A 17,647-nucleotide genomic window follows, 5' to 3' on the forward strand; every position below is an offset into this window, starting at 1 on the left:
CACCGAGGACACCCCCATGAACCGCCTCTCTTCCGCGCTGGTCGCCGCCCTGCTCTTCGCTGGCAGCGCCCAGGCCGCCGACTCCCGCCGCAACCGCGTGGAGCGTGCCCAGGACCACCAGGAAGTGCGCCAGGACCGCCGCGAGCTGCGGGACGACAAGCGAGACGTCGAGGAACTGAAGGCCGTGCTCGCGACCTTCGACAGAGCCTGGGCCCGCCGGAGCGAGCGGGACATGGAGGCCGTGGAGGCCACGCTGCGCGGGCTGCTGAGGGCGGAGCTGGCGGAGAGCCGCGCGGAGCTGTCGTCGGACCTGCGCGAGGCGCGCCGCAGCGAGCGCGAGCTGCGCGCCGAGCAGTGGGAGACGCGCGACGATGCCGCCTGGCGCAACCGCGGGTCGTACCGGGATGACCGCCGCGATGTGCGGGACGACCGCCGCGACCTGGCCGATGACCGCCGCGACGTGAGGGCGGAGGTGGCCGCGCTGCGCACGCGCCAGGTGATTGCCCGCGAGCTGGCGGAGCTGGAGGGGCTGCGGCGGGGCGGGGCGCTGAACCGCAAGCGCGCGCTCATCGTGGAGCTCATCCAGCTGGGCCAGCAGGAGGTGCGCGAGGGGAAGCAGGAGATGCGCGAGGACCGGCGTGAAATCCGCGAGGACCGCCGCGAGACGCGCGAGGACCGCCGCACGCAGACGTACCGCCCTGCGGCCTGGCGCCGCGGCTGAGGCTCTTGCGCGGCGCGGCGTCAAACGGTGCTTCCGATTGAAGGGGCGCCGGTGTTGACTGCCGCGCCATGGGTATCTGGTCGAAGAAGAGCATCGCCCAGCTCCAGGGTGATGAGGGAGCGGGGCACGAGCTGCGCCGCACGTTGACGGGCGTCCACCTGGCGCTGCTGGGCGTGGGTGCCATCATCGGCGCGGGCATCTTCGTGGTGACGGGCACGGCGGCGGCCCAGCACTCCGGGCCGGCCATCATCCTGGCCTTCATCCTCGCGGGCGTGGGCTGTCTCTTCGCGGGGCTGTGCTACGCGGAGTTCGCGGCGATGATTCCCGTCGCGGGCAGCGCGTACACCTACGGCTACGCCACGCTGGGCGAGCTGGTGGCCTGGGTCATCGGCTGGGACCTCATCCTCGAATACCTCTTCGCCTCCTCCACGGTGGCGGTGGGCTGGTCCGGCTACTTCACCGCGTTCCTACGCGACTACTTCCACCTCAACCTGCCGCGCGAGCTCATCACCGCGCCCTTCGAGGTGGCGGCGGGCTCGCACGTGCCGCACCTCACCGGCGCCATCATCAACCTGCCGGCGATGCTGCTGGTGGGGCTGCTCACGGTGCTGCTGTGCGTGGGCGTGCACGAGTCCGCCCGGGTCAACAACATCATCGTCTTCATCAAGGTGACGGTGGTGCTGCTGGTCATCGTCTTCGGCGCCTTCTACGTGGAGCCGGCCAACTGGACGCCCTTCATCCCGGAGAACACGGGCCACTTCGGCGAGTACGGTTGGAGTGGCGTGCTGGCGGGGGCGGGCGTCATCTTCTTCGCCTTCATCGGCTTCGACGCCGTCTCCACCGCCGCGCAGGAGACGCGCAACCCGCAGAAGGACCTGCCGGTGGGCATCCTCGGCTCGCTGGCCATCTGCACGCTGCTCTACGTAGCGATGGCGGCGGTGATGACGGGGCTGGCGCACTACAGCACCCTCAACGTGCCGGAGCCGGTGTACGTGGCCATCTCCAAGGCGGGCTCGGCGCTCAACTGGCTGCGGCCCATCGTGAGCCTGGGGGCGATTGCCGGCCTCGCCTCGGTGGTGCTCGTCATGCTGATGGGCCAGCCGCGCATCTTCTACGCCATGTCGCGCGACGGGCTGTTGCCGCCGTTCTTCTCCCGCGTGCACCCGCGCTTCAAGACGCCCTATGCGTCCACGCTGCTGACGGGCGTGGTGGCCATGGCGGTGGCGGGGCTGTTCCCCATCGGCCTGCTGGGAGAGCTCGTCTCCATCGGCACGCTGTTCGCCTTCGTCGTCGTCTGCGGCGGCGTGCTGGTGCTGCGCTACCGCAGCCCGGAGCTGAACCGGCCCTTCCGCACGCCCTTCGTCCCCTTCGTTCCGGTGATGGGCATCCTCATCTGCGTGTTGCTGATGGTGGGCCTGGGCATCGAGACGTGGCTGCGCCTCGTGGTGTGGCTGGCCATCGGCCTGGGCATCTACTTCGGCTACGGCCGCAAGCACTCGCGCATCGGCCACGGCGAGCGCGCCGCGGCCACGCCTCCGCACGCGGACCTCGGCGGGCCGCTCTGAGCGCTACGCCTTCAGCGGCACGGGCTCGAAGTGGATGCGCGTGTCGTGGGGGCGGGTGAAGAAGGCGCGGACGTTGACGCCGGGGTACGCCTTCTGGAGCTCCTCGGCGGCGTGGCGCAGGTCCGTGAGCTGCTGCTCGGAGATGAACTCCGGGCCCAGGCTTCCGTGCCGGGCGTTGTAGTAGCCGCAACCGGCGTGGGCCAGCAGCAGCACCTCGGTGATGTGGTGGCCCTCGATGAGGAAGCGCGCGGCCCGGGTGACGACGTCGCTCTCCAGGTAGTCCGCCACCCAGCGGTTGAGGAGCGCCGGGCCGCCCGGAATCGTCAGCGTGTCGATGCGCTCGTGCCCGAGGTGCTGGGCGAGGTCCTCGACGGCATCCGTGAAGCGCCCGTCCGAGCAGTAGACGGCCAGGACGGTGGGGTGGGTGTGCTCGTAGGCGACGCGGGAGACGAACGTCTTTTCGTCGGACATGCCCCCCACTCTAAAGAGCTTCTCGCCAGGAGATAAGCCGCCCCCTCACGCGGGGTGCAGCACGAGGGGCAGCGCACCGGGGCCGCGCACCACCAGCGTGCGGTGCCACGCCATGGGCTCGGGGCCGCGCTCCACCCGGCCCACGCGGTCCAGCACCGCCTCCAGGGCCAGCCGTCCCTCCAGCCGCGCGAGCTGCGCGCCGAGGCAGAAGTGGATGCCATGGCCGAAGGGCAGGTTCTGCGGGCCGGGCCGGTCCATGTCGAAGCGGTCTGCTCTCGGGTACTGCGCTTCGTCGCGGCACGCGGAGCCGATGAGCGTCAGCACGCGCGTGCCCGCGGGAAGCCACATGCCTCCCACCGCCACGTCCTGCGTGGTGACGCGCGGCGCCGCGTGGATGGGGGGCTCATAGCGCAGCACCTCCTCGATGAAGGCGGGGATGCGCGAGCGGTCCGCGCGCAGCCGGGAGAACAGCTCCGGCTGCTCGGCCAGCACGAGCAGCGAGGTGCCCAGCATGTTCACCGCCGTCTCGATACCGCCCACCATCAGCATGGCGCAGAAGGCGAGCAGCTCGTCGGTGGACAGGGACTCGCCGTCCACGCGGAGGCGGACGAGGTCGCTCAGCATGTCCTCGCCGGGCTCGTGGCGGCGGCGCTCCAGCAGCTCGCCGAAGTGCGTCTTCAGCTCCTTCACCGCGTCGCGCGCGAGCTGCTTGCGGTCCTCCTCCTCCGGGCGGACGGTGGTGACGCCGCCGGTGATGAGGTCCGCCCACCGCTTGAGGCGCAGGTGCATCGAGGGCTCCACGCCCAGCACGTCGCCAATGACGCTGGCGGGGATGCGCAGCGCATAGGGCTGCATGACGTCGAAGGGCTGGCCCAGGGGCAGCGCGGCCACCGTTTCGTTCGCGATGGCGCGCACCCTCGGCTCCATGCGGGCGATGGCGGAGGCACCGAAGGCGCGGGAGATGAGCCCCCGCAGCCGCCCGTGGATGGGCGGGTCCTGGGCGAGCATCGAGTCGGAGAGCGGGTTGCCGCCCAGCCACGGCGGGTTGGTGGCGGCGCCGAAGCCCGTCGAGGAGAAGAGCTGCGGGTTCTTCAGGACGTACATCACGTCCTCGTAGCGGGACACGGCCCACATCCCACCCGGGTCCACCTGGCACACCGGCGCGTTGCGACGCAGGTCCGCGTAAGCCGGGTACGGGTTGGCCTTCAGCTCGGGGGACAGCAGGTTGTGGCGGACGGTCATCGTGGGTGCTCGCGGGAACGGAGGCTGCTGGGGAGGATACGAAGGGAAGGGGATTTCCTGGCCCTTCTCGGCCCGTGGTGGGCATCGTACGCGGACCGTCCTCTCGTCCAGGTGCCGCCCATGAAGACGTTCGCCTCCGCCTGCCTCGCCGTGCTGCTGCTCACCCTGCCTGTCGCCGTGCTCGCCGCGCCGAAGAAGGACGGCAAGTCGAAGGCGCCCCCGCTGGTGCGGGTGCTGCTCCAGACGGAGAAGGGCGACATCGAGCTGGAGCTCGACGAGGCCCACGCGCCGAAGACGGTGCGAAACTTCCTCACGTACGTGGACGCGGGTCTCTATGACGGCGGCGTGTTCCACCGCACGGTGACGCCGGACAACCAGCCGGGCAACCCGGTGAAGATTGAAGTCATCCAGGCCGGCGTGGACCCCGCGCGCCAGTCCGAGGAGAAGGCGCCGATTCCGCTGGAGCGCACGAGGGACACCGGCCTGAAGCACGTGGACGGCGCAATCTCCATGGCGCGCGACACGCCGGACACCGCGACGGGGGACTTCTTCATCTGCCTCGGCGCGCAGCCGGAGCTGGACTTCGGCGGCAAGCGCAATCCGGACGGGCAGGGCTTCGCCGCGTTCGGCCGGGTGGTGAAGGGCATGGACGTGGTGCGCGCGATTCAACAGGCGCCGCACAGCGAGCAGAAGCTCACTCCGCCGGTGCGAATCCTCAAGGCCACGCGCCAGACGGCCCCCGTCAAGGGCTGAGGCGCCGGGAGGCGCACGGTGGGGCGGTTGCCGGGCTTCGGCGGCACCCAGGCGTGCACATGATGGGAGTTGGCGTTACCCGCGAAGTGCGGTCCGCCGCCGGACGGGCTGACGGGAGCCCGCCGGCATGTCAGCCTTCCCTCATGAGGACAAAGCCCATGAAGAACAAGAGCTTCCCCGACAAACCGTCGCATCCGAGCTGGCAGCCGCCCTGGCCGAAGAAGCAGGGCAACCCGGTCTCGAAGATGACGAAGGTGGCGGGGAGGCGGATTGGGGGCGCGCTCCGGGCGGAGCAGGCGCGCCAGCAGAAGCGGAAGGATAGCCGGTAACACACTTCTTTACACAGGCCGGCTGGCCAGACACGGCGCGAGCCGTTAGACACGCGCCATGTCTTCTTCAGGACTCCGACTCGAGCGGGTGCGGGCCTCCCAGCAGTTCGCGGACGGCCGCTTCCGCAACACCGCGCCCGTCGGCCCGGGCATCCAGGGCAACCCGCTGCCGATTCTCGGCGAGTACTTCTTCGGCGGCACCAACCGCACGCCCCCGGCGCCCCTGCCGCTGGAGAGCCCGCTGGAGACGTGGGCGCGCAAGCCGGGCAGCGGCTTCCGCGTCACGTGGCTGGGCCACAGCACGATGCTCCTCGAGCTGGACGGCGCGCGCATCCTCACGGACCCCGTCTTCGGCGAGCGCGCCTCGCCCATGTCCTTCGCGGGGCCGAAGCGCTTCCACCCGGTGCCGGTGCCCCTGGAGGCGCTGCCGGAATTGGACGCGGTGCTGGTGTCGCACGACCACTACGACCACCTGTGCCGCTCCACCATTGCGAAGCTCGCGAAGCGGCGCGTGCCCTTCGTCACCGCGCTGGGCGTGGGCGCCCACCTGGAGTCGTACGGCGTGGCGCCGGAGCTCATCACCGAGCTGGACTGGTGGGAGCAGACGCGCGTGGGCCCGGTGGGCTTCACCGCCGCCCCGTCGCAGCACTTCTCCGGCCGCGGCATGGGAGACAGGAACCGCACGCTCTGGGCCTCCTGGGTCCTGACGACCGATAAGCGCCGCGTCTTCTTCAGCGGCGACACCGGGCTGACGTCGGAGTTCGAGGAGATTGGCCGCCGTCACGGGCCCTTCGACCTGGTCATGCTGGAGGTGGGCGCCTGGCACCCGGCCTGGGGCGGCATCCATCTGGGCCCGGAGAATGCGCTCAAGGCGCACGCCATGCTCGGTGGAGGCACGCTGATGCCGGTGCACTGGGGCACCTTCAACCTCGCGCTGCACGCCTGGGACGAACCGGCCGAGACGCTGCTGCGCCTCGCGGACGAGCAGAAGGTGCGCCTCTTCACGCCGCGCCTGGGCTCCGCCGTCGAGCCCGGCCACATGGAGCTGGCCACGCCGTGGTGGCGCGAGGTGGCCCCCGCGCAGCTCGCGGTACGGCCCGCGGTGGGCGGGTAGGGACGCCGCCCCGGTTGCTTGATAGGTCGGCGCTATCGCGAGCATCGGAACGATGTCTTGGCGAATATCACGGCCGAGGCGCATCTTTCCCTCCGTTCTCCGGTGGGAAAGGACGGGTTCCGTATGGTGATGGCGCTCGCAGGGTTGGGTTCAGGTGCACTCCACGCGCTCTCGGGACCGGACCATCTGCTCAGCCTCGCGCCGCTGTCGGTGGGTCGGCGCCAGGGGGCCTGGCGGGTGGGGCTGCTCTGGGGCATCGGTCACGGGCTGGGGACGCTGGCCGCGTCGGCCGTGCTGCTGCTGGTCCTCTCCACGGTGCACCTGCAAGGAGTCGAGCGCTGGGCCGAGCGGGTGGCCGCCCTCGCGCTGATGGGCATGGGCCTCTGGGGCCTGAAGCGCCGCGTCCTCACCGGCCCGTCCGAGGCCGAGACGCGCAACGTGATTACGGTGGGCCTGGTGCACGGCCTCACGGGTGCGGCGGCGCTGCTGCTCATCCTGCCCGCCGCGGTGTCCGGCTCGCTCGCGGACAAGGCGCTCTACCTGGGCGGCTTCTCCGTCGGTAGCACCGTGGCCATGGCGGGGCTCACGGCGGGCATCGCCAGCGTGTCGCTGAAGCGCCGCTTCTCCGCAACCATGGGCGCCCGCGTGCCGAGGATGGCGTCCGCCCTCTCCATCGTCCTGGGCAGTGCGTGGATGGTCGGCAGCCTATGAACGGAGTGCCCGCTGGAGTAGGCGTATGGGCATGCCCCTGAACATCGCCATCCTGGATGACTACCAGCGTGTCTCGCGGAGCCTCGCCCGGTGGGAGCGGCTGCCCGAGGGGAGCACGCTCCACGTCTTCGACCAGCACCTCGCGGACCCCGAGTCGCGAGTGGCCGCGCTCCAGCCCTTCGACGTCATCGTCCTCATGCGCGAGCGCACGCCGTTCCCCGCCGCGCTCATCGAGCGGCTGCCGAAGCTGCGGCTGCTGGTGACGACGGGCGGGCGCAACGCGGCCATCGATTTGGAGGCCTGCCGGAAGCGCGGCATCCCCGTGTGCGGCACGGGCAACATGGGCGCGCCGACGGCGGAGCTGGCCTGGGGGCTCATCCTCTCGTTGGTGAAGCGCATCCCCATGGAGGAACGGGCGCTGCGCGCCGGCACGTGGCAGACGGGGCTCACGGAGGGCCTCGCGGGCAAGCGGCTCGGGCTGGTCGGGCTGGGGAAGCTCGGCGGGCAGATGGCACGGGTAGGCGCCGCCTTCGGCATGGAGGTGGTGGCCTGGAGCCAGAACCTCACCGACGCACGCGCGGCGGAGGTGGGGGCGCGCCGCGTGGAGAAGCAGGAGCTCTTCGCCACGGCCGACGTCGTGAGCCTGCATCTCGTCCTCGGCGAACGGACGCAAGGCATCGTCGGAGCGGCGGAGCTGAACGCGATGAAGCGCACCGCGTGGTTCGTCAACACCGCGCGCGCGGGGCTCTTGGACGAGGCGGCGCTGCTCTCCGTGCTGAGCGAGCAGCGCATCGCCGGGGCCGGGCTGGATGTCTTCTCCGTGGAGCCGCTGCCGGCGAACCACCCGCTGCTGTCCCTGCCCAATGTCGTGCTGACGCCGCACCTGGGCTACGTGACGCGGGAGAACTACGCCGTCTTCTACCGCGACGCGCTGGAGGACATCCTCGCCTGGCACTCCGGCGCGCCGGTGCGGCTGCTCACCTGAGCGCGCCGCACCGGGCCCGCCTCAGTGCGCCTGTCCGGTGAGGAAGAGGTTGCGCACCTGGAGCATCGCCACGCGGACGTTCTCCCGGCTACCCACGAAGATGAAGCTCCGGAAGCCATAGCCTCCCGGAGCGAGTGGGCCCCGGCGGAACACCGCGCTCCACTTCGTGGTGGAGTTGGCCGGGTTGCCGGAGTCGATGAAGGCGAACTTCGCGTACTGGCTCGCGTTGGGGCCCGGCAGGTCCGGAGACCAGACACCCATGGCGGACGAGCCGTCCGGCACCGACAGCACCACGGGCCGCGTCAGCTCCTCGTTGGCCTGTGACAGCGGGACGAGCGTTCCGGTGGCGAAGTCCATGGCGTGGAAGCTGGAGAACTCGCCGGAGAGGTAGCCGGTCGGGCCCTCGAGCTGGAAGGCGTTGATGGACTCGGGCACCTGGACGGCCATGTTGAACTCGATGGCGTGGCGGATGCCCATGAAGCCCACGCGGATGTCCGTGTTCATCACGTAGTTGGAGAGGTTGGTCGTGTTGATGGCGCGCGTGCAGTTGGGCGAGGGGAACGGATGTGCCTGACCCGCGGCGAGCCAGAAGGCGGGACGCGTCTGGAAGGCCAGGCGCGACGGCTCGCTGTAGGTGCCCTCGAGGATGCTCGTGGTGCCCGAGGACAGGCCGTCATTGGCGCTGCCTGCCTGCGTGGGGTTGTAGCACTCGCCCCAGTTGTTCGCGATGACGGCCATCTGGAGCTGGCGGCCGTGGTCCCACGAGTTGATGAGCTCGCGCCCGTTCCACATGAGGCTGTCGATGGCGCCCGCCGTGCGTGCGGACGCGCTGATGCGGATGATGTCGTTCTCCGCCGTCCAGCGCCCGTAGCCGCCGGAGTAGTACCCCTTGCGGCCCTCGTTGATGCCGTAGGTGAGGTAGTGGTTCAGCGCCGCGGCGTAGTTGGTGCCGAAGGCCGCGCGCAGGTCCGCGTACAGGTCCAGGTACTGGAGCGTGTGGAATCCGGAGGTGGCTTGCCGCCCCTCGCGGATGCCGTTGTTCTGCCAGTGGTTCATCGCCCCCTGCGGCGTGACGATGCCCGCCCGCAGCAGGTCCGCGTTGTTGTTCAGGTAGAAGAGCCAGTTGAAGACGCGCGGGTCGAAGATGTTCTGCGCGTGGGCCGCGGGCGAACAGCCCAGGGCCAAGACCACCACCGCCAGCTTCAGCACTGCCTTGAGATTCAGGTGCCGCATCGTCAGCCTCCTTGCGCGCGATGGGCGCGACGGGCGGAAGGCTAGGCCGCCGGGCTGAGCTTGGTAAGCTGTATTTGCTTGAATTGCTGTTATTGGGCCTGGGGCTTCCGCCCCGCGAGCTCCATCAGGGACAGCACGGCCTTCGTGTGTCCGCCATCGAGGTTGTTCTCTGGGAATACATCAAGCGGCTGCGAGGGCGGAATGCCGCGGGCCTCGTAGGCCATCCCCTTCGGGTCGAGGTACAGCTCGTTGGACAGCTCCATGCGCCATCCGAGGGCACGGGGCGTGAGCCCACGGAGGAGGCGGCACAACCAACGAGTCCGGCTCCGAGTGCGAAAGCAGCCGCGAAGAGGAAGTCCAGGTGTCGCAAACGAGCCTCGAAGGTGGGGACCCAAGAGGCTAACGGGAAACCGCCACCCCGATTGCGAGGAAACGGCCGTGAGCACCCGACGTCCCCCGAGAATCCGGGCCGTATGCTGCAAGCGGGCCCTCGACGCGAGGGCCCGAAGCTCATGGCGTGCCGGCACCTGAGTTGCTCGAGACGCCAGGTGCCTCACCCGCCTCCTTGGAGACGCCGAGGCGTTTCAAACGGGCCCTCGACAGAGAGGGCCCGGCACCGTCACTCCGCCTTCTTCGGCGCGGTGGCGGCCTGCACCACGCGGTGGATGGGGTACAGCTCGCCGGTCTGGAGCATCCCGTCGAGGAACTGCCAGCGGCACAGGCCGTCATCGGAGTGCGGCTCCAGCAGGTACACGGCGAGCGTGCCGGTGCGCTGCGCGGTGGGCACGTAAAGCGTTCCCGCGGGGAACTCGCGCGTGGTGCGCTCGGGCGCCACCGTCAGCACCGTCTCGATGCGCACGGGCTTGGGCTTCTGGCTGAGCGGCACTTCGGCCTCGCCCGGCGGCGGCACGTTGGCGGCCACGTCCGGGCTGAACGTCTCCTCGCGCCGCGCCACGCGGTAGCTGTCCACCGTGTAGCGCCGCGCCTCGGGCAGGCGCTCGAAGCGGATGCCGTGGCCCTCCAGCCGAGAGGCCAGCTCCGCCGGGACGAGGTACGCCACCGGCGTGGTGACGGCCTGCGTGGGGATGAACGTCCGGTGGTGGGGCACGCGGTACGTCTTCTTCCGCTTCCCCGGGTAGCGCCGCTCCGCGACGCTCGCCTCGTCGTAGGCCAGCACGGTGGCCACGTCGCCGGGCTTCGCGGACGCGGGGTACTCGAAGAGGAGCGCGCCCTTCTCGTCACGCGTGGCGACGCCGTAGTTGATGCCCACGAGCGCCTGAGGGTCCGGCGTCTCGCCGCGAGCGATGATGCGCTCCTCCTCGGCGTCGGTGACGGCGCGGTACGCCTTCGCGTGCTTCGCGGCGTCGCGCAGCAGCTCCAGGACCCACGCCCGTGTCACCGCGCAGCGGCGCTTGAAGTCGATGTAGCTGTACGTCTCCAGCAGCACGTCGATGCGGCCCAGCAGGCCCCGGTAGTGGCTGCCGAAGCGGGGCAGCGCCGGGTACGTGTGCCAGCCCGAGCTCGGGTCTCCCTCCAGGCGGTAGTTGCCGTACCAGTAGCTGTCGAACTTGTGGCCCTTCTTCACCGCCTTCGCCACGCGCTCCAGCAGCTCGCGGTTGAACTCGCGCAGCTCCGAGAAGAGCGGCTCGTTGGAGTGTGACGTGTCGAAGGTGAGGTCGTTGGCGTGGATGCTGCCGTCGGTGGTGTGGCAGTCGATGAACACGTGCGGCCACCACGTCTGGTGGAACGCCGCCAGGGCGCGAGTCTCCGGCGCCTCCTGCTTCGTGTTGTCGCGGTTGAGGTTCCAGCCCTCGCCCGTGTAGCGCGTGCCCACGCCGCCCTCGGGGTTCACCTGCCCCTCGAGCTCCTTCAGGTTGAGCTTGCGGTTGTTGGGGCTGATGCGGTCATTGCCGTCCGGGTTGAAGTTCGGGACGAGCACGAGGCACAGCTTGTCCAACAGCGACTTGCCCAGCTTCGTGAGCGTGAGGTCTCGCGCGAGGCCGAGCACGGCCTCCTTGCCCTCCACCTCGCCGGCGTGGATGTTGGCCTCCACCAGCACGATGACCTTCTTCTGCTTGCGCGCCAGCTCGGGCGTGAAGCAGTTGCGGTCGCTCACGATGAGCGCGACCAGCGGCTGGCCCTCGCCGCTCTTCCCGAAGTCCACGCGTCGCGCGAGCTTCGTGCGGCGGCACAGCTCGTCCACGAAGGCGAGCACGTCGGAATGGAGAGAGGTCTGCTTGTACTTCGAAGCTTCAGCACGGGTGAGCAGCTCGGTCATATGGGCGCGCATCCGAGTCCTCCGGACGTACCCCGTCAAGCACTTGCGCACGCGCCGGAGCTGACGCCTCGCGCCAAGGATCGGACGCACGTTTCCGTGCGCGGATGATTCAAAACGGACGTTGTCAATGAGGCATGGTGCGCCCGGCCCGGAGGGGCCGGGACGGGGGCCCTGACGACATCGTGGATGTCCCGCAGTCTGGAAGGGCCACCCGAGTGCCCGTTCCAGGACGTTTGCTTTCCATCGTTCAGGAGCGGCGTCCCCTGTCGTGGCCCCACATTGTCGTCGGGGGCGCTTACCATTAAGTCGGAGACATGTCCTCGGTCCCACCCCGCATTCCTCCGGCGTCGCCCATGCCCGAGCGGGAGCCGGAGATGGTGCAGGAGAAGGCCACTCCAGCGGCGGTCCCCGACATCCCGATTCCAGGTGTCCTGCTGGTGGATGACAACCCGGCCAACCTCCTGGCGCTGGAGGCCGTCCTCGCGCCGTTGCAGGTGCGGCTGGACAAGGCCGCGTCCGGCCGCGAGGCGCTGCGCCACCTGATGCGCGAGGACTACGCCGTCATCCTCCTGGACGTGCAGATGGCGGGGCTGAGCGGCCTGGAGACGGCCTCGCTCATCAAGCGGCGAGAGCGCTCCAGCGAGGTGCCCATCATCTTCATCACCGCGCACCAGTGGACGCAGCAGGAGGTGCTCGAGGCCTACGGCTCCGGCGCGGTGGACTTCCTCACCAAGCCCTTCGTCCCGCAGGTGCTGCGCGCGAAGGTCTCCGTCTTCATCGAGCTGTACCGCGCCCGTCAGGACATCCGCCGTCAGGCGGCGCTGTTCCAGGCCCGCGAGCGCGAGCTCCTGGAGCGCTCCCATCAGGAGCACCTGCACCGCATCTTCATGCAGCAGTCGTCCGCGGGCATCGCCATCAACCGCGGCTCCGACTTCGTCTACGAGTTCGCCAACCCCCTCTACGAGAGAATCATCGGCCGCCGCGTTCCGCTCGGCAGCACGCTGTCGGAGGTGCTGCCGGAGGTGCTCTCGCAGCCCATGGTGATGGCGGCGCTGCGCCGCGTGCTGGAGACCGGCGAGCCCTTCGTGGGCACGGAGTCCTCGGTGCTGCTGGACCGCCGCGGCACCGGCGAGCTGGAGGAGGCCTTCTTCAACCTCAGCTACCAGCCCACGTGGGACGCCCAGGGGAAGGTGGACGGCCTCATCACCTTCGCCGTGGAGGTGACGGAGCACGTGCGCGCCCGCCGGCGCGCCGAGTCGCTGGCCGAGGACCTGAAGCGCAACGCGGAGCAGCTCGCGCGGTGGGACCAGCTCTTCCACCATGCGGGCTGGGGCATCGCGAGCACGGACCCGAACACCTGGCGGCTCGACGCGGTCAACCCCGCCTTCGCGCGCATGCACGGGTATGACAGCCCCGAGCAGCTCATCGGCGTGCATGTCAGCGACGTGGTCGCCCCCGGTACCTTCGACCACTTCCGCGAGGAGCTGGAGCGGACCATCGAGAAGGGCCACCACACCTACGAGAACATCCACGTCCGCCGGGACGGCACCCGCATCCCCATCCTCGTGGATGGAGTGGCGCTGAAGGACGAGCACGGCCGCGTCACCTACCGGGCCGCGAGCTTCCAGGACCTGACCGAGCGCAAGGCGGCGGAGGAGCGCTTCGCCTTCCTCGCGCGCGCGGGCGAGGTGCTGGCGTCGTCCCTCGACGAGGGCACGCTGCTCCAGCGGCTCGCGGAGCTCGCGGTGCCGCAGCTCGCGGACGGGTGCGCGGTGGACATGCTCACGGAGCGCGGCACCGTGGAGCGGCGGGTGGTGGCTCACAGGGATGCGGAGAAGGTGGCGCTGGTCTTCGAGATGGCGCGCCGCTGGCCCATCGACGTGGTCGTTCACGGCGGCATCGCCCAGGTGCTGCGGACGGGGGAGCCCCTGTGCGTTCCGGAGGTTCCGGAAGAGGCCCTGCCGAGGTTCGCGCGCGGCGACGAGCACCTGGCGCTGAGCCGGAAGCTGGGCCTGCGCTCCTGCCTCGGCGTGCCGCTGCTGGCGCGAGGTAGGGTGCTGGGAGCCATCTCCCTCACCATCGAATCCGGCTCCCGGCGCTTCGGTCCCCGGGACGTGGAGCTGGCGCAGGAGCTGGCCCGGCGCGCCAGTCTCTGCCTGGACAACGCGCTCCTCTTCCGGGAAGCGAAGGAGGCCCAGGCGCGCACCGAGCGGCTGCAGGGCATCACCGCCGCGCTGTCCCGCTCCGCGTCGGTGGAGGAGATGGCGGAGGTCATCATCCACGAGGGCCTCGCGGCCACGCGGGCGCAGCGGGGCGCCTTCCTGCAGCTCCGCGATGGGATGCTGCGTTGGGTGCGCCACTTCGGCTACAGCGAGGCCATCGCGGCCGCGCTGACACCGATGCCGCTGGCGCGGGTGCCCAGCCTGGCGCGGGTGCTCCACAGCCGGGAGCCCGTGTGGGCCTCCTCCCTCGACGAGTACCTGGCCCACGTGCCGGAGGTGGCCACGCCCTCCGACGTGCTCGGCGAGGGGGCGCGGGCCCTGCTGCCGTTGGTGACGGAGCAGCGGATGCTCGGATTCATCGTGCTGCGGTGGACGGAGGCGCGGGCCTTTTCTCCGCACGAGAAGGCCTTCCTGGAGGCCCTCACGCGTCAGTGCGCCCAGGCGTTGGAGCGCGCGGAGCTGTACCGGGACGCCCAGGCGGCGGTCCGCCTGCGCGACGAGTTCCTCTCCGTGGCGAGTCACGAGCTGAAGACGCCGCTCACGTCGCTGCGCCTGCAGCACGCGCTCATCGAGCGCGCGGTGGCGGAGGGGCCCGGAGAGAAGGTGCGCACGCGGATGGCGGCGGCGGCGCGGCAGGTGGACCGGCTCGCGTCGCTGGTGGACAGCCTCCTGGACGTGAGCCGGCTGTCGCTGGGCAAGCTCGCGCTGGAGCTGTCGGAGGTGGACCTGACGCAGGTGGTGAGGGACGCCCACGAGCGGCTGGAGGAGGTGTTCGCGCAGGCGGGCTGTGAGGTGCACCTGTCGCTGGATGCGGAGGTGCGCGGGCATTGGGACGGCTCGCGGCTGGAGCAGGTGGTGGTGAACCTGCTCTCCAACGCGGCGAAGTACGGCGCCGGCAGGCCCGTTCGCATCGAGGTGGACGTGGACGCCGGCCTGGCGCGCCTGCGGGTGCGGGACGAGGGCATCGGCATCTCCACCGAGGCCCTGTCGCGCCTCTTCGGCCGCTTCGAGCGAGGCGTGTCCGAGCGCCACTACGGAGGCCTCGGCCTGGGGCTCTACATCTCCCGGCAGATTGTCGAGGCCATGGGCGGCACCATCGACGTGCGCAGCGAATTGGGGCAGGGGGCGCTCTTCACGGTGCGGCTGCCGACGGTCAGGTGACCTCGCTCGTCACCTGGCTCCGCCAGTGCCGCTTCTCCAGCCGCCTCACGTTGTCGGCGTCCGCGAGCGTGGGCAGATACCGGCCCAGCAGGAGCAGCTCGTCATCGTCCGCCCGCCCGTCGTACTCCTTCACGTAGATGGCATTGCCGTGGTTGTGCACGCACTTCGCGGGCGTGTCGTCGACGATGAGCATGCGCTCCAGCCGGTAGCCGTGGCGCTTCAGCTTGTGCAGCTTCTTGACGTAGTTGAAGTGCGAGGAGGGGTCCAGGAACCCGTCCTCCTGCACCTGCCGGAAGTTCATCGAGAATGTGCACCGGCTCCGGCCCCAGATGAACGCAGGCGTGAGCGAAGCGGGGAAGATGCGCTTCACCATCGCCTGGACGTAGTCGTCCGAGGCCGAGGACCAGACGGCGAGGCGGAACCGGTCCGCGCAGTCCGCCAGGAACCGGGCGAGGTGGGGACGCACGTAGACGTGGAAGTCGAACAGGCGGAAGTCCGCCGCGCGCGCCAGCGGCTGCTCGCTGGCGTGAATCAGGGTCTCATCGAGGTCGAGGATGAGCAGTATCCGGTCCATGCGCGCCGTCAGTGACTCTACCGGACCTGCCGGGTGTCACGGCCCTGACGCGGGCGCCCGAAAATGGTGAACCCGGTCAGCCTGTCCTGCTGACCGGGTTCGGGGTGCTGCCATTCGTGAGGTCCGCACGTTTAAGTCCCTGCTTCAGGTTGAGACCTCGTGTCCTGCGATTGAACGACCGCCGCGCAAGGCGGATGGAGCGGCGGGCTGGAATTGCACCAGCATCTCGAGGGGGCGAGCGGGGACGGTTGATCGGACCTGCGACAGCGAATGCTGAGTCTGGAGTGAGAGCTTGATTCTGGGGTGCCTCACGCCTCCTGCTGTCGCTTGCCTCTACCGATTGGGCTACCCCGTCGTCAGGAGTGGTGACGGGGGCAGGGCTCGAACCTGCACTGACGGCGACCTGGAAGCGCTCCGCGTGAGTCTGCTGCTGAGCTTGAGTCTGTACTCCGAAAACTTTAGTGCGTTACGCCTGGCCGAAGACGTAGCCGAGCAGCGCGTCGCCGGCCTTCAACTCCTCGACCTCGGCGGCGTTGGCCTCCTCGCGCGCGAACTTCACCGCCTGCTGGAGCTTCTCCACTCGCTCGAGCATGTCGTGCACGCGGGTGGCGGGCAGGGCGCCGGAGAACTTCACCGTCTTCCAGTAACCGACGACGATGTCCTCGTAATACACCTCCACCTGGGCCGGGTGCTTCTCCGTGGCCTCGGACTTCACGTGGTTGCGAGGGACCTTCTTCGTCTTGGCCGTCTGCACCGGCTCCGTCGCCCACAGGCCCTGGGCGGGGTCCGGCACCCAGCTCTCCGACGGGTCCAGCGTGGGGAGCTTCTGCACGAAGGTGTGCAGGTCCACCAGCTGCTTCTCCAGGAAGAGCAGGTACGTCGCGGGGGCGCCCTTGAGCAACACCTTGCCATCCACCTTCACGTCGGCGCGAGCGTGGCAGTTGGTGAGGTCCTTCGTGGCGGTGACATCGAAGAGCCGGACGAGGATTTCACGGGTCTTCTTCAGCACGTCGTCGGTTCGCACCTGGACGCGCGTGGACTCGGGGGGAAAGCGCTCACCCTCCTCGTCACGGGGCTGGTAGGTGCGGGAGATGCCGGCGAGGAGCTGCGGCTTCTGCAGGTCGTGGTGGGCCTGCGTCAGTTCCTGCTGCGAGCGGTTCTTCACGCCCTTCTCGACAGCGATGATCTGGTTCAGCTTGGTCATGACGTCTTCTCAATCTCGTTTACGTTTGGCCCTCCTGGACGACGGGCGTGCCCACCGCCTGACACGCCTCGGAGGCTCCACCTTCTTTCACCCGGGGTGTTGGTAGGCTGGCGGTTCCTCCACCGGATGGAGAGGTGCCATGCGTGCAATTCAAATTGTCCCCATCGTCCTGCTCACCGTCGCGGCCGCCTGCAGCAGTGCGCAGACGGTGGATGACCCGACGAAGCCTCCACCGCCGGAGACGACCGTGGAGGTGAAGAACCTGAAGACGGTGGACTGCAACGTCTACGTGCTGAACGGCGCGCGCCAGTTTCGCCTGGGCATGGTGCCGGGAATGGCGACGCGCAGCTTCGTCATTCCCTCGCACCTCGTCGGCGACGCGGACCGGCTCCGCTTCGGGCTCGAAATCATCGGGACCTTCAAGAAGCCACCCGCCGGCACGGAGCCGACCATCACGAGCGAGGAGAGCATGCCGGTACGCCCCGGTGACAACCTCTCCCTCTCCATCCAGTAGGGCCCACGGCGGGGCCCAGAGGGAGTCAGGCGTTCACCACCTCGCCGTCCTCCGGCACCAGCGCGTAGGGGAGTGTGAAGTGGCTCGCGTCCCGGAAGCCCCAGCGGGTGGCGACCTCGGCCGTGAGGTCCTCGGGCCGGCTCGTCAGGTCCTCCGCCGCCCGCTCCAGCCGGCGCAGGCGGATGAAGTCCGCCAGCGTCCGGCCGGTGGCCTTCTTCAACACACCGTCGAGGTAGCGCCGGCTCACGCCCTGCTCGCGCGAGATGTCCTCGGGTTGGAGGCCCGGCTCCCCGAGCCACGCGAAGGCGCCTTCCTCCAGCACGGCCTGACGTCCGTCCTGCCGGAGCACTCCGCTTCCCTCCACCGCGACGACGAGCTTGAGCGCGCCCTGCTCACGCTCGGGCTCGCAGCGCACCGCGAAGGGCTCCGGCCGCAGCCACAGCAGCTCGCTCTCTCCCATGCGGACGGAGTGCCCGGCTCCACGCCTCGGGTCGGCAGGGCGCTGGAGTCGCTCGGCCGCACGTGGAAGGACCTCAAGCTCATCATCGTCACCCACGCGCACGTGGACCA

The 17,647-nt window shown here is 69.7% G+C and carries 17 protein-coding genes and 1 pseudogene; 10 read left to right on the plus strand and 8 right to left on the minus strand.

Features of this window, described 5'->3' with window-relative positions:
• The first annotated feature begins 16 nt into the window (after positions 1–16).
• Together ACVTJA_RS21275 and ACVTJA_RS21280 are read left to right on the plus strand one after the other, a co-directional pair.
• A complete protein-coding gene (locus ACVTJA_RS21275) occupies positions 17–721 on the plus strand; it encodes a hypothetical protein (protein ID WP_465838716.1) in 705 nt (234 codons plus the stop codon).
• A 68-nt stretch (positions 722–789) separates the two neighbouring features.
• The gene (locus tag ACVTJA_RS21280; protein ID WP_465838718.1) at positions 790–2,286 is read left to right on the plus strand and encodes an amino acid permease; all 1,497 of its coding nucleotides are present in this window, start codon (positions 790–792) and stop codon (positions 2,284–2,286) included.
• A gap of 3 nt (positions 2,287–2,289) precedes the next feature.
• Here ACVTJA_RS21280 and ACVTJA_RS21285 read toward each other — a convergent pair whose 3' ends face one another.
• Together ACVTJA_RS21285 and ACVTJA_RS21290 are read right to left on the minus strand one after the other, a co-directional pair.
• Positions 2,290–2,757, minus strand: coding sequence for a carbonic anhydrase (locus ACVTJA_RS21285; RefSeq protein WP_465838719.1), 468 nt, complete (start codon positions 2,755–2,757; stop codon positions 2,290–2,292).
• A gap of 45 nt (positions 2,758–2,802) precedes the next feature.
• A complete protein-coding gene (locus ACVTJA_RS21290) occupies positions 2,803–3,999 on the minus strand; it encodes a cytochrome P450 (protein ID WP_465838721.1) in 1,197 nt (398 codons plus the stop codon).
• Between the two features lie 120 nt (positions 4,000–4,119).
• On the opposite strand from ACVTJA_RS21290, the gene ACVTJA_RS21295 reads away from it, so the two are divergent.
• From ACVTJA_RS21295 to ACVTJA_RS21315, 5 genes are all read left to right on the plus strand, one after another.
• The gene (locus ACVTJA_RS21295; protein WP_465838723.1) at positions 4,120–4,752 is read left to right on the plus strand and encodes a peptidylprolyl isomerase; all 633 of its coding nucleotides are present in this window, start codon (positions 4,120–4,122) and stop codon (positions 4,750–4,752) included.
• Between the two features lie 158 nt (positions 4,753–4,910).
• Positions 4,911–5,081 (plus strand): hypothetical protein, encoded by a 171-nt coding sequence (locus ACVTJA_RS21300; RefSeq protein ID WP_465838725.1) that lies wholly within the window; start codon positions 4,911–4,913, stop codon positions 5,079–5,081.
• Positions 5,082–5,139: 58 nt separating this feature from the next.
• Complete coding sequence (locus tag ACVTJA_RS21305; protein ID WP_465838727.1) at positions 5,140–6,195, plus strand: MBL fold metallo-hydrolase; 1,056 nt, start codon at positions 5,140–5,142, stop codon at positions 6,193–6,195.
• Between the two features lie 123 nt (positions 6,196–6,318).
• Complete coding sequence (locus ACVTJA_RS21310) at positions 6,319–6,906, plus strand: hypothetical protein (RefSeq protein WP_465838728.1); 588 nt, start codon at positions 6,319–6,321, stop codon at positions 6,904–6,906.
• A gap of 25 nt (positions 6,907–6,931) precedes the next feature.
• Positions 6,932–7,891: a D-2-hydroxyacid dehydrogenase family protein gene (locus ACVTJA_RS21315; RefSeq protein WP_465838730.1), complete on the plus strand. Its 960-nt coding sequence runs from the start codon at positions 6,932–6,934 to the stop codon at positions 7,889–7,891.
• Between the two features lie 21 nt (positions 7,892–7,912).
• Here the strand turns inward: ACVTJA_RS21315 and ACVTJA_RS21320 are convergent, their stop codons facing one another.
• The 3 genes from ACVTJA_RS21320 to ACVTJA_RS21330 form a co-directional block, all read right to left on the minus strand.
• On the minus strand, positions 7,913–9,124 hold the full coding sequence (locus tag ACVTJA_RS21320; RefSeq protein ID WP_465838732.1) for a hypothetical protein: 1,212 nt from the start codon (positions 9,122–9,124) through the stop codon (positions 7,913–7,915).
• Between the two features lie 89 nt (positions 9,125–9,213).
• The gene (locus tag ACVTJA_RS21325) at positions 9,214–9,387 is read right to left on the minus strand and encodes a hypothetical protein (protein ID WP_465838733.1); all 174 of its coding nucleotides are present in this window, start codon (positions 9,385–9,387) and stop codon (positions 9,214–9,216) included.
• Between the two features lie 356 nt (positions 9,388–9,743).
• On the minus strand, positions 9,744–11,402 hold the full coding sequence (locus ACVTJA_RS21330) for a M14 family metallopeptidase (protein WP_465840471.1): 1,659 nt from the start codon (positions 11,400–11,402) through the stop codon (positions 9,744–9,746).
• Positions 11,403–11,716: 314 nt separating this feature from the next.
• On the opposite strand from ACVTJA_RS21330, the gene ACVTJA_RS21335 reads away from it, so the two are divergent.
• Positions 11,717–14,785 carry an ATP-binding protein gene (locus ACVTJA_RS21335; protein ID WP_465838735.1) on the plus strand — a complete coding sequence of 1,023 codons (3,069 nt, stop codon included), beginning with the start codon at positions 11,717–11,719 and terminating at the stop codon, positions 14,783–14,785.
• Here the strand turns inward: ACVTJA_RS21335 and ACVTJA_RS21340 are convergent.
• Both ACVTJA_RS21340 and ACVTJA_RS21345 read right to left on the minus strand, forming a co-directional pair.
• Entirely contained in the window at positions 14,778–15,359 is a 582-nt protein-coding gene (locus ACVTJA_RS21340) for an NIF family HAD-type phosphatase (protein ID WP_465838737.1), read from the minus strand. The two genes, ACVTJA_RS21335 and ACVTJA_RS21340, sit on opposite strands and share 8 nt — an antisense overlap.
• Before the next feature lie 466 nt (positions 15,360–15,825).
• On the minus strand, positions 15,826–16,563 hold the full coding sequence (locus tag ACVTJA_RS21345) for a DUF7873 family protein (protein WP_465838739.1): 738 nt from the start codon (positions 16,561–16,563) through the stop codon (positions 15,826–15,828).
• A gap of 139 nt (positions 16,564–16,702) precedes the next feature.
• On the opposite strand from ACVTJA_RS21345, the gene ACVTJA_RS21350 reads away from it, so the two are divergent.
• On the plus strand, positions 16,703–17,077 hold the full coding sequence (locus ACVTJA_RS21350) for a hypothetical protein (protein ID WP_465838741.1): 375 nt from the start codon (positions 16,703–16,705) through the stop codon (positions 17,075–17,077).
• 25 nt (positions 17,078–17,102) lie between these two features.
• On the opposite strand, the gene ACVTJA_RS21355 is transcribed toward ACVTJA_RS21350, so the two are convergent.
• Entirely contained in the window at positions 17,103–17,537 is a 435-nt protein-coding gene (locus tag ACVTJA_RS21355) for a helix-turn-helix transcriptional regulator (protein ID WP_465838743.1), read from the minus strand.
• 9 nt (positions 17,538–17,546) lie between these two features.
• Between ACVTJA_RS21355 and ACVTJA_RS21360 the strand changes: the two are divergent.
• Positions 17,547–17,609, plus strand: a pseudogene (locus ACVTJA_RS21360) (hypothetical protein); the annotation flags it as partial.
• Positions 17,610–17,647: the final 38 nt, after the last annotated feature.

It is taken from the genome of Pyxidicoccus sp. M6, assembly GCF_055568925.1.

Excerpts from the sequence above, each read along its gene's own strand:
- ACVTJA_RS21330 (WP_465840471.1), bottom strand. The coding sequence starts at position 11,402 with ATGACCGAGCTGCTCACCCGTGCTGAAGCTTCGAAGTACAAGCAGACC.
- ACVTJA_RS21315 (WP_465838730.1), top strand. The coding sequence starts at position 6,932 with ATGGGCATGCCCCTGAACATCGCCATCCTGGATGACTACCAGCGTGTC.
- ACVTJA_RS21310 (WP_465838728.1), top strand. The coding sequence starts at position 6,319 with ATGGTGATGGCGCTCGCAGGGTTGGGTTCAGGTGCACTCCACGCGCTC.
- ACVTJA_RS21320 (WP_465838732.1), bottom strand. The coding sequence starts at position 9,124 with ATGCGGCACCTGAATCTCAAGGCAGTGCTGAAGCTGGCGGTGGTGGTC.
- ACVTJA_RS21335 (WP_465838735.1), top strand. The coding sequence starts at position 11,717 with ATGTCCTCGGTCCCACCCCGCATTCCTCCGGCGTCGCCCATGCCCGAG.
- ACVTJA_RS21305 (WP_465838727.1), top strand. The coding sequence starts at position 5,140 with ATGTCTTCTTCAGGACTCCGACTCGAGCGGGTGCGGGCCTCCCAGCAG.
- ACVTJA_RS21295 (WP_465838723.1), top strand. The coding sequence starts at position 4,120 with ATGAAGACGTTCGCCTCCGCCTGCCTCGCCGTGCTGCTGCTCACCCTG.
- ACVTJA_RS21300 (WP_465838725.1), top strand. The coding sequence starts at position 4,911 with ATGAAGAACAAGAGCTTCCCCGACAAACCGTCGCATCCGAGCTGGCAG.
- ACVTJA_RS21285 (WP_465838719.1), bottom strand. The coding sequence starts at position 2,757 with ATGTCCGACGAAAAGACGTTCGTCTCCCGCGTCGCCTACGAGCACACC.
- ACVTJA_RS21350 (WP_465838741.1), top strand. The coding sequence starts at position 16,703 with ATGCGTGCAATTCAAATTGTCCCCATCGTCCTGCTCACCGTCGCGGCC.
- ACVTJA_RS21325 (WP_465838733.1), bottom strand. The coding sequence starts at position 9,387 with ATGGAGCTGTCCAACGAGCTGTACCTCGACCCGAAGGGGATGGCCTAC.
- ACVTJA_RS21290 (WP_465838721.1), bottom strand. The coding sequence starts at position 3,999 with ATGACCGTCCGCCACAACCTGCTGTCCCCCGAGCTGAAGGCCAACCCG.
- ACVTJA_RS21345 (WP_465838739.1), bottom strand. The coding sequence starts at position 16,563 with ATGACCAAGCTGAACCAGATCATCGCTGTCGAGAAGGGCGTGAAGAAC.
- ACVTJA_RS21355 (WP_465838743.1), bottom strand. The coding sequence starts at position 17,537 with ATGGGAGAGAGCGAGCTGCTGTGGCTGCGGCCGGAGCCCTTCGCGGTG.
- ACVTJA_RS21280 (WP_465838718.1), top strand. The coding sequence starts at position 790 with ATGGGTATCTGGTCGAAGAAGAGCATCGCCCAGCTCCAGGGTGATGAG.
- ACVTJA_RS21340 (WP_465838737.1), bottom strand. The coding sequence starts at position 15,359 with ATGGACCGGATACTGCTCATCCTCGACCTCGATGAGACCCTGATTCAC.
- ACVTJA_RS21275 (WP_465838716.1), top strand. The coding sequence starts at position 17 with ATGAACCGCCTCTCTTCCGCGCTGGTCGCCGCCCTGCTCTTCGCTGGC.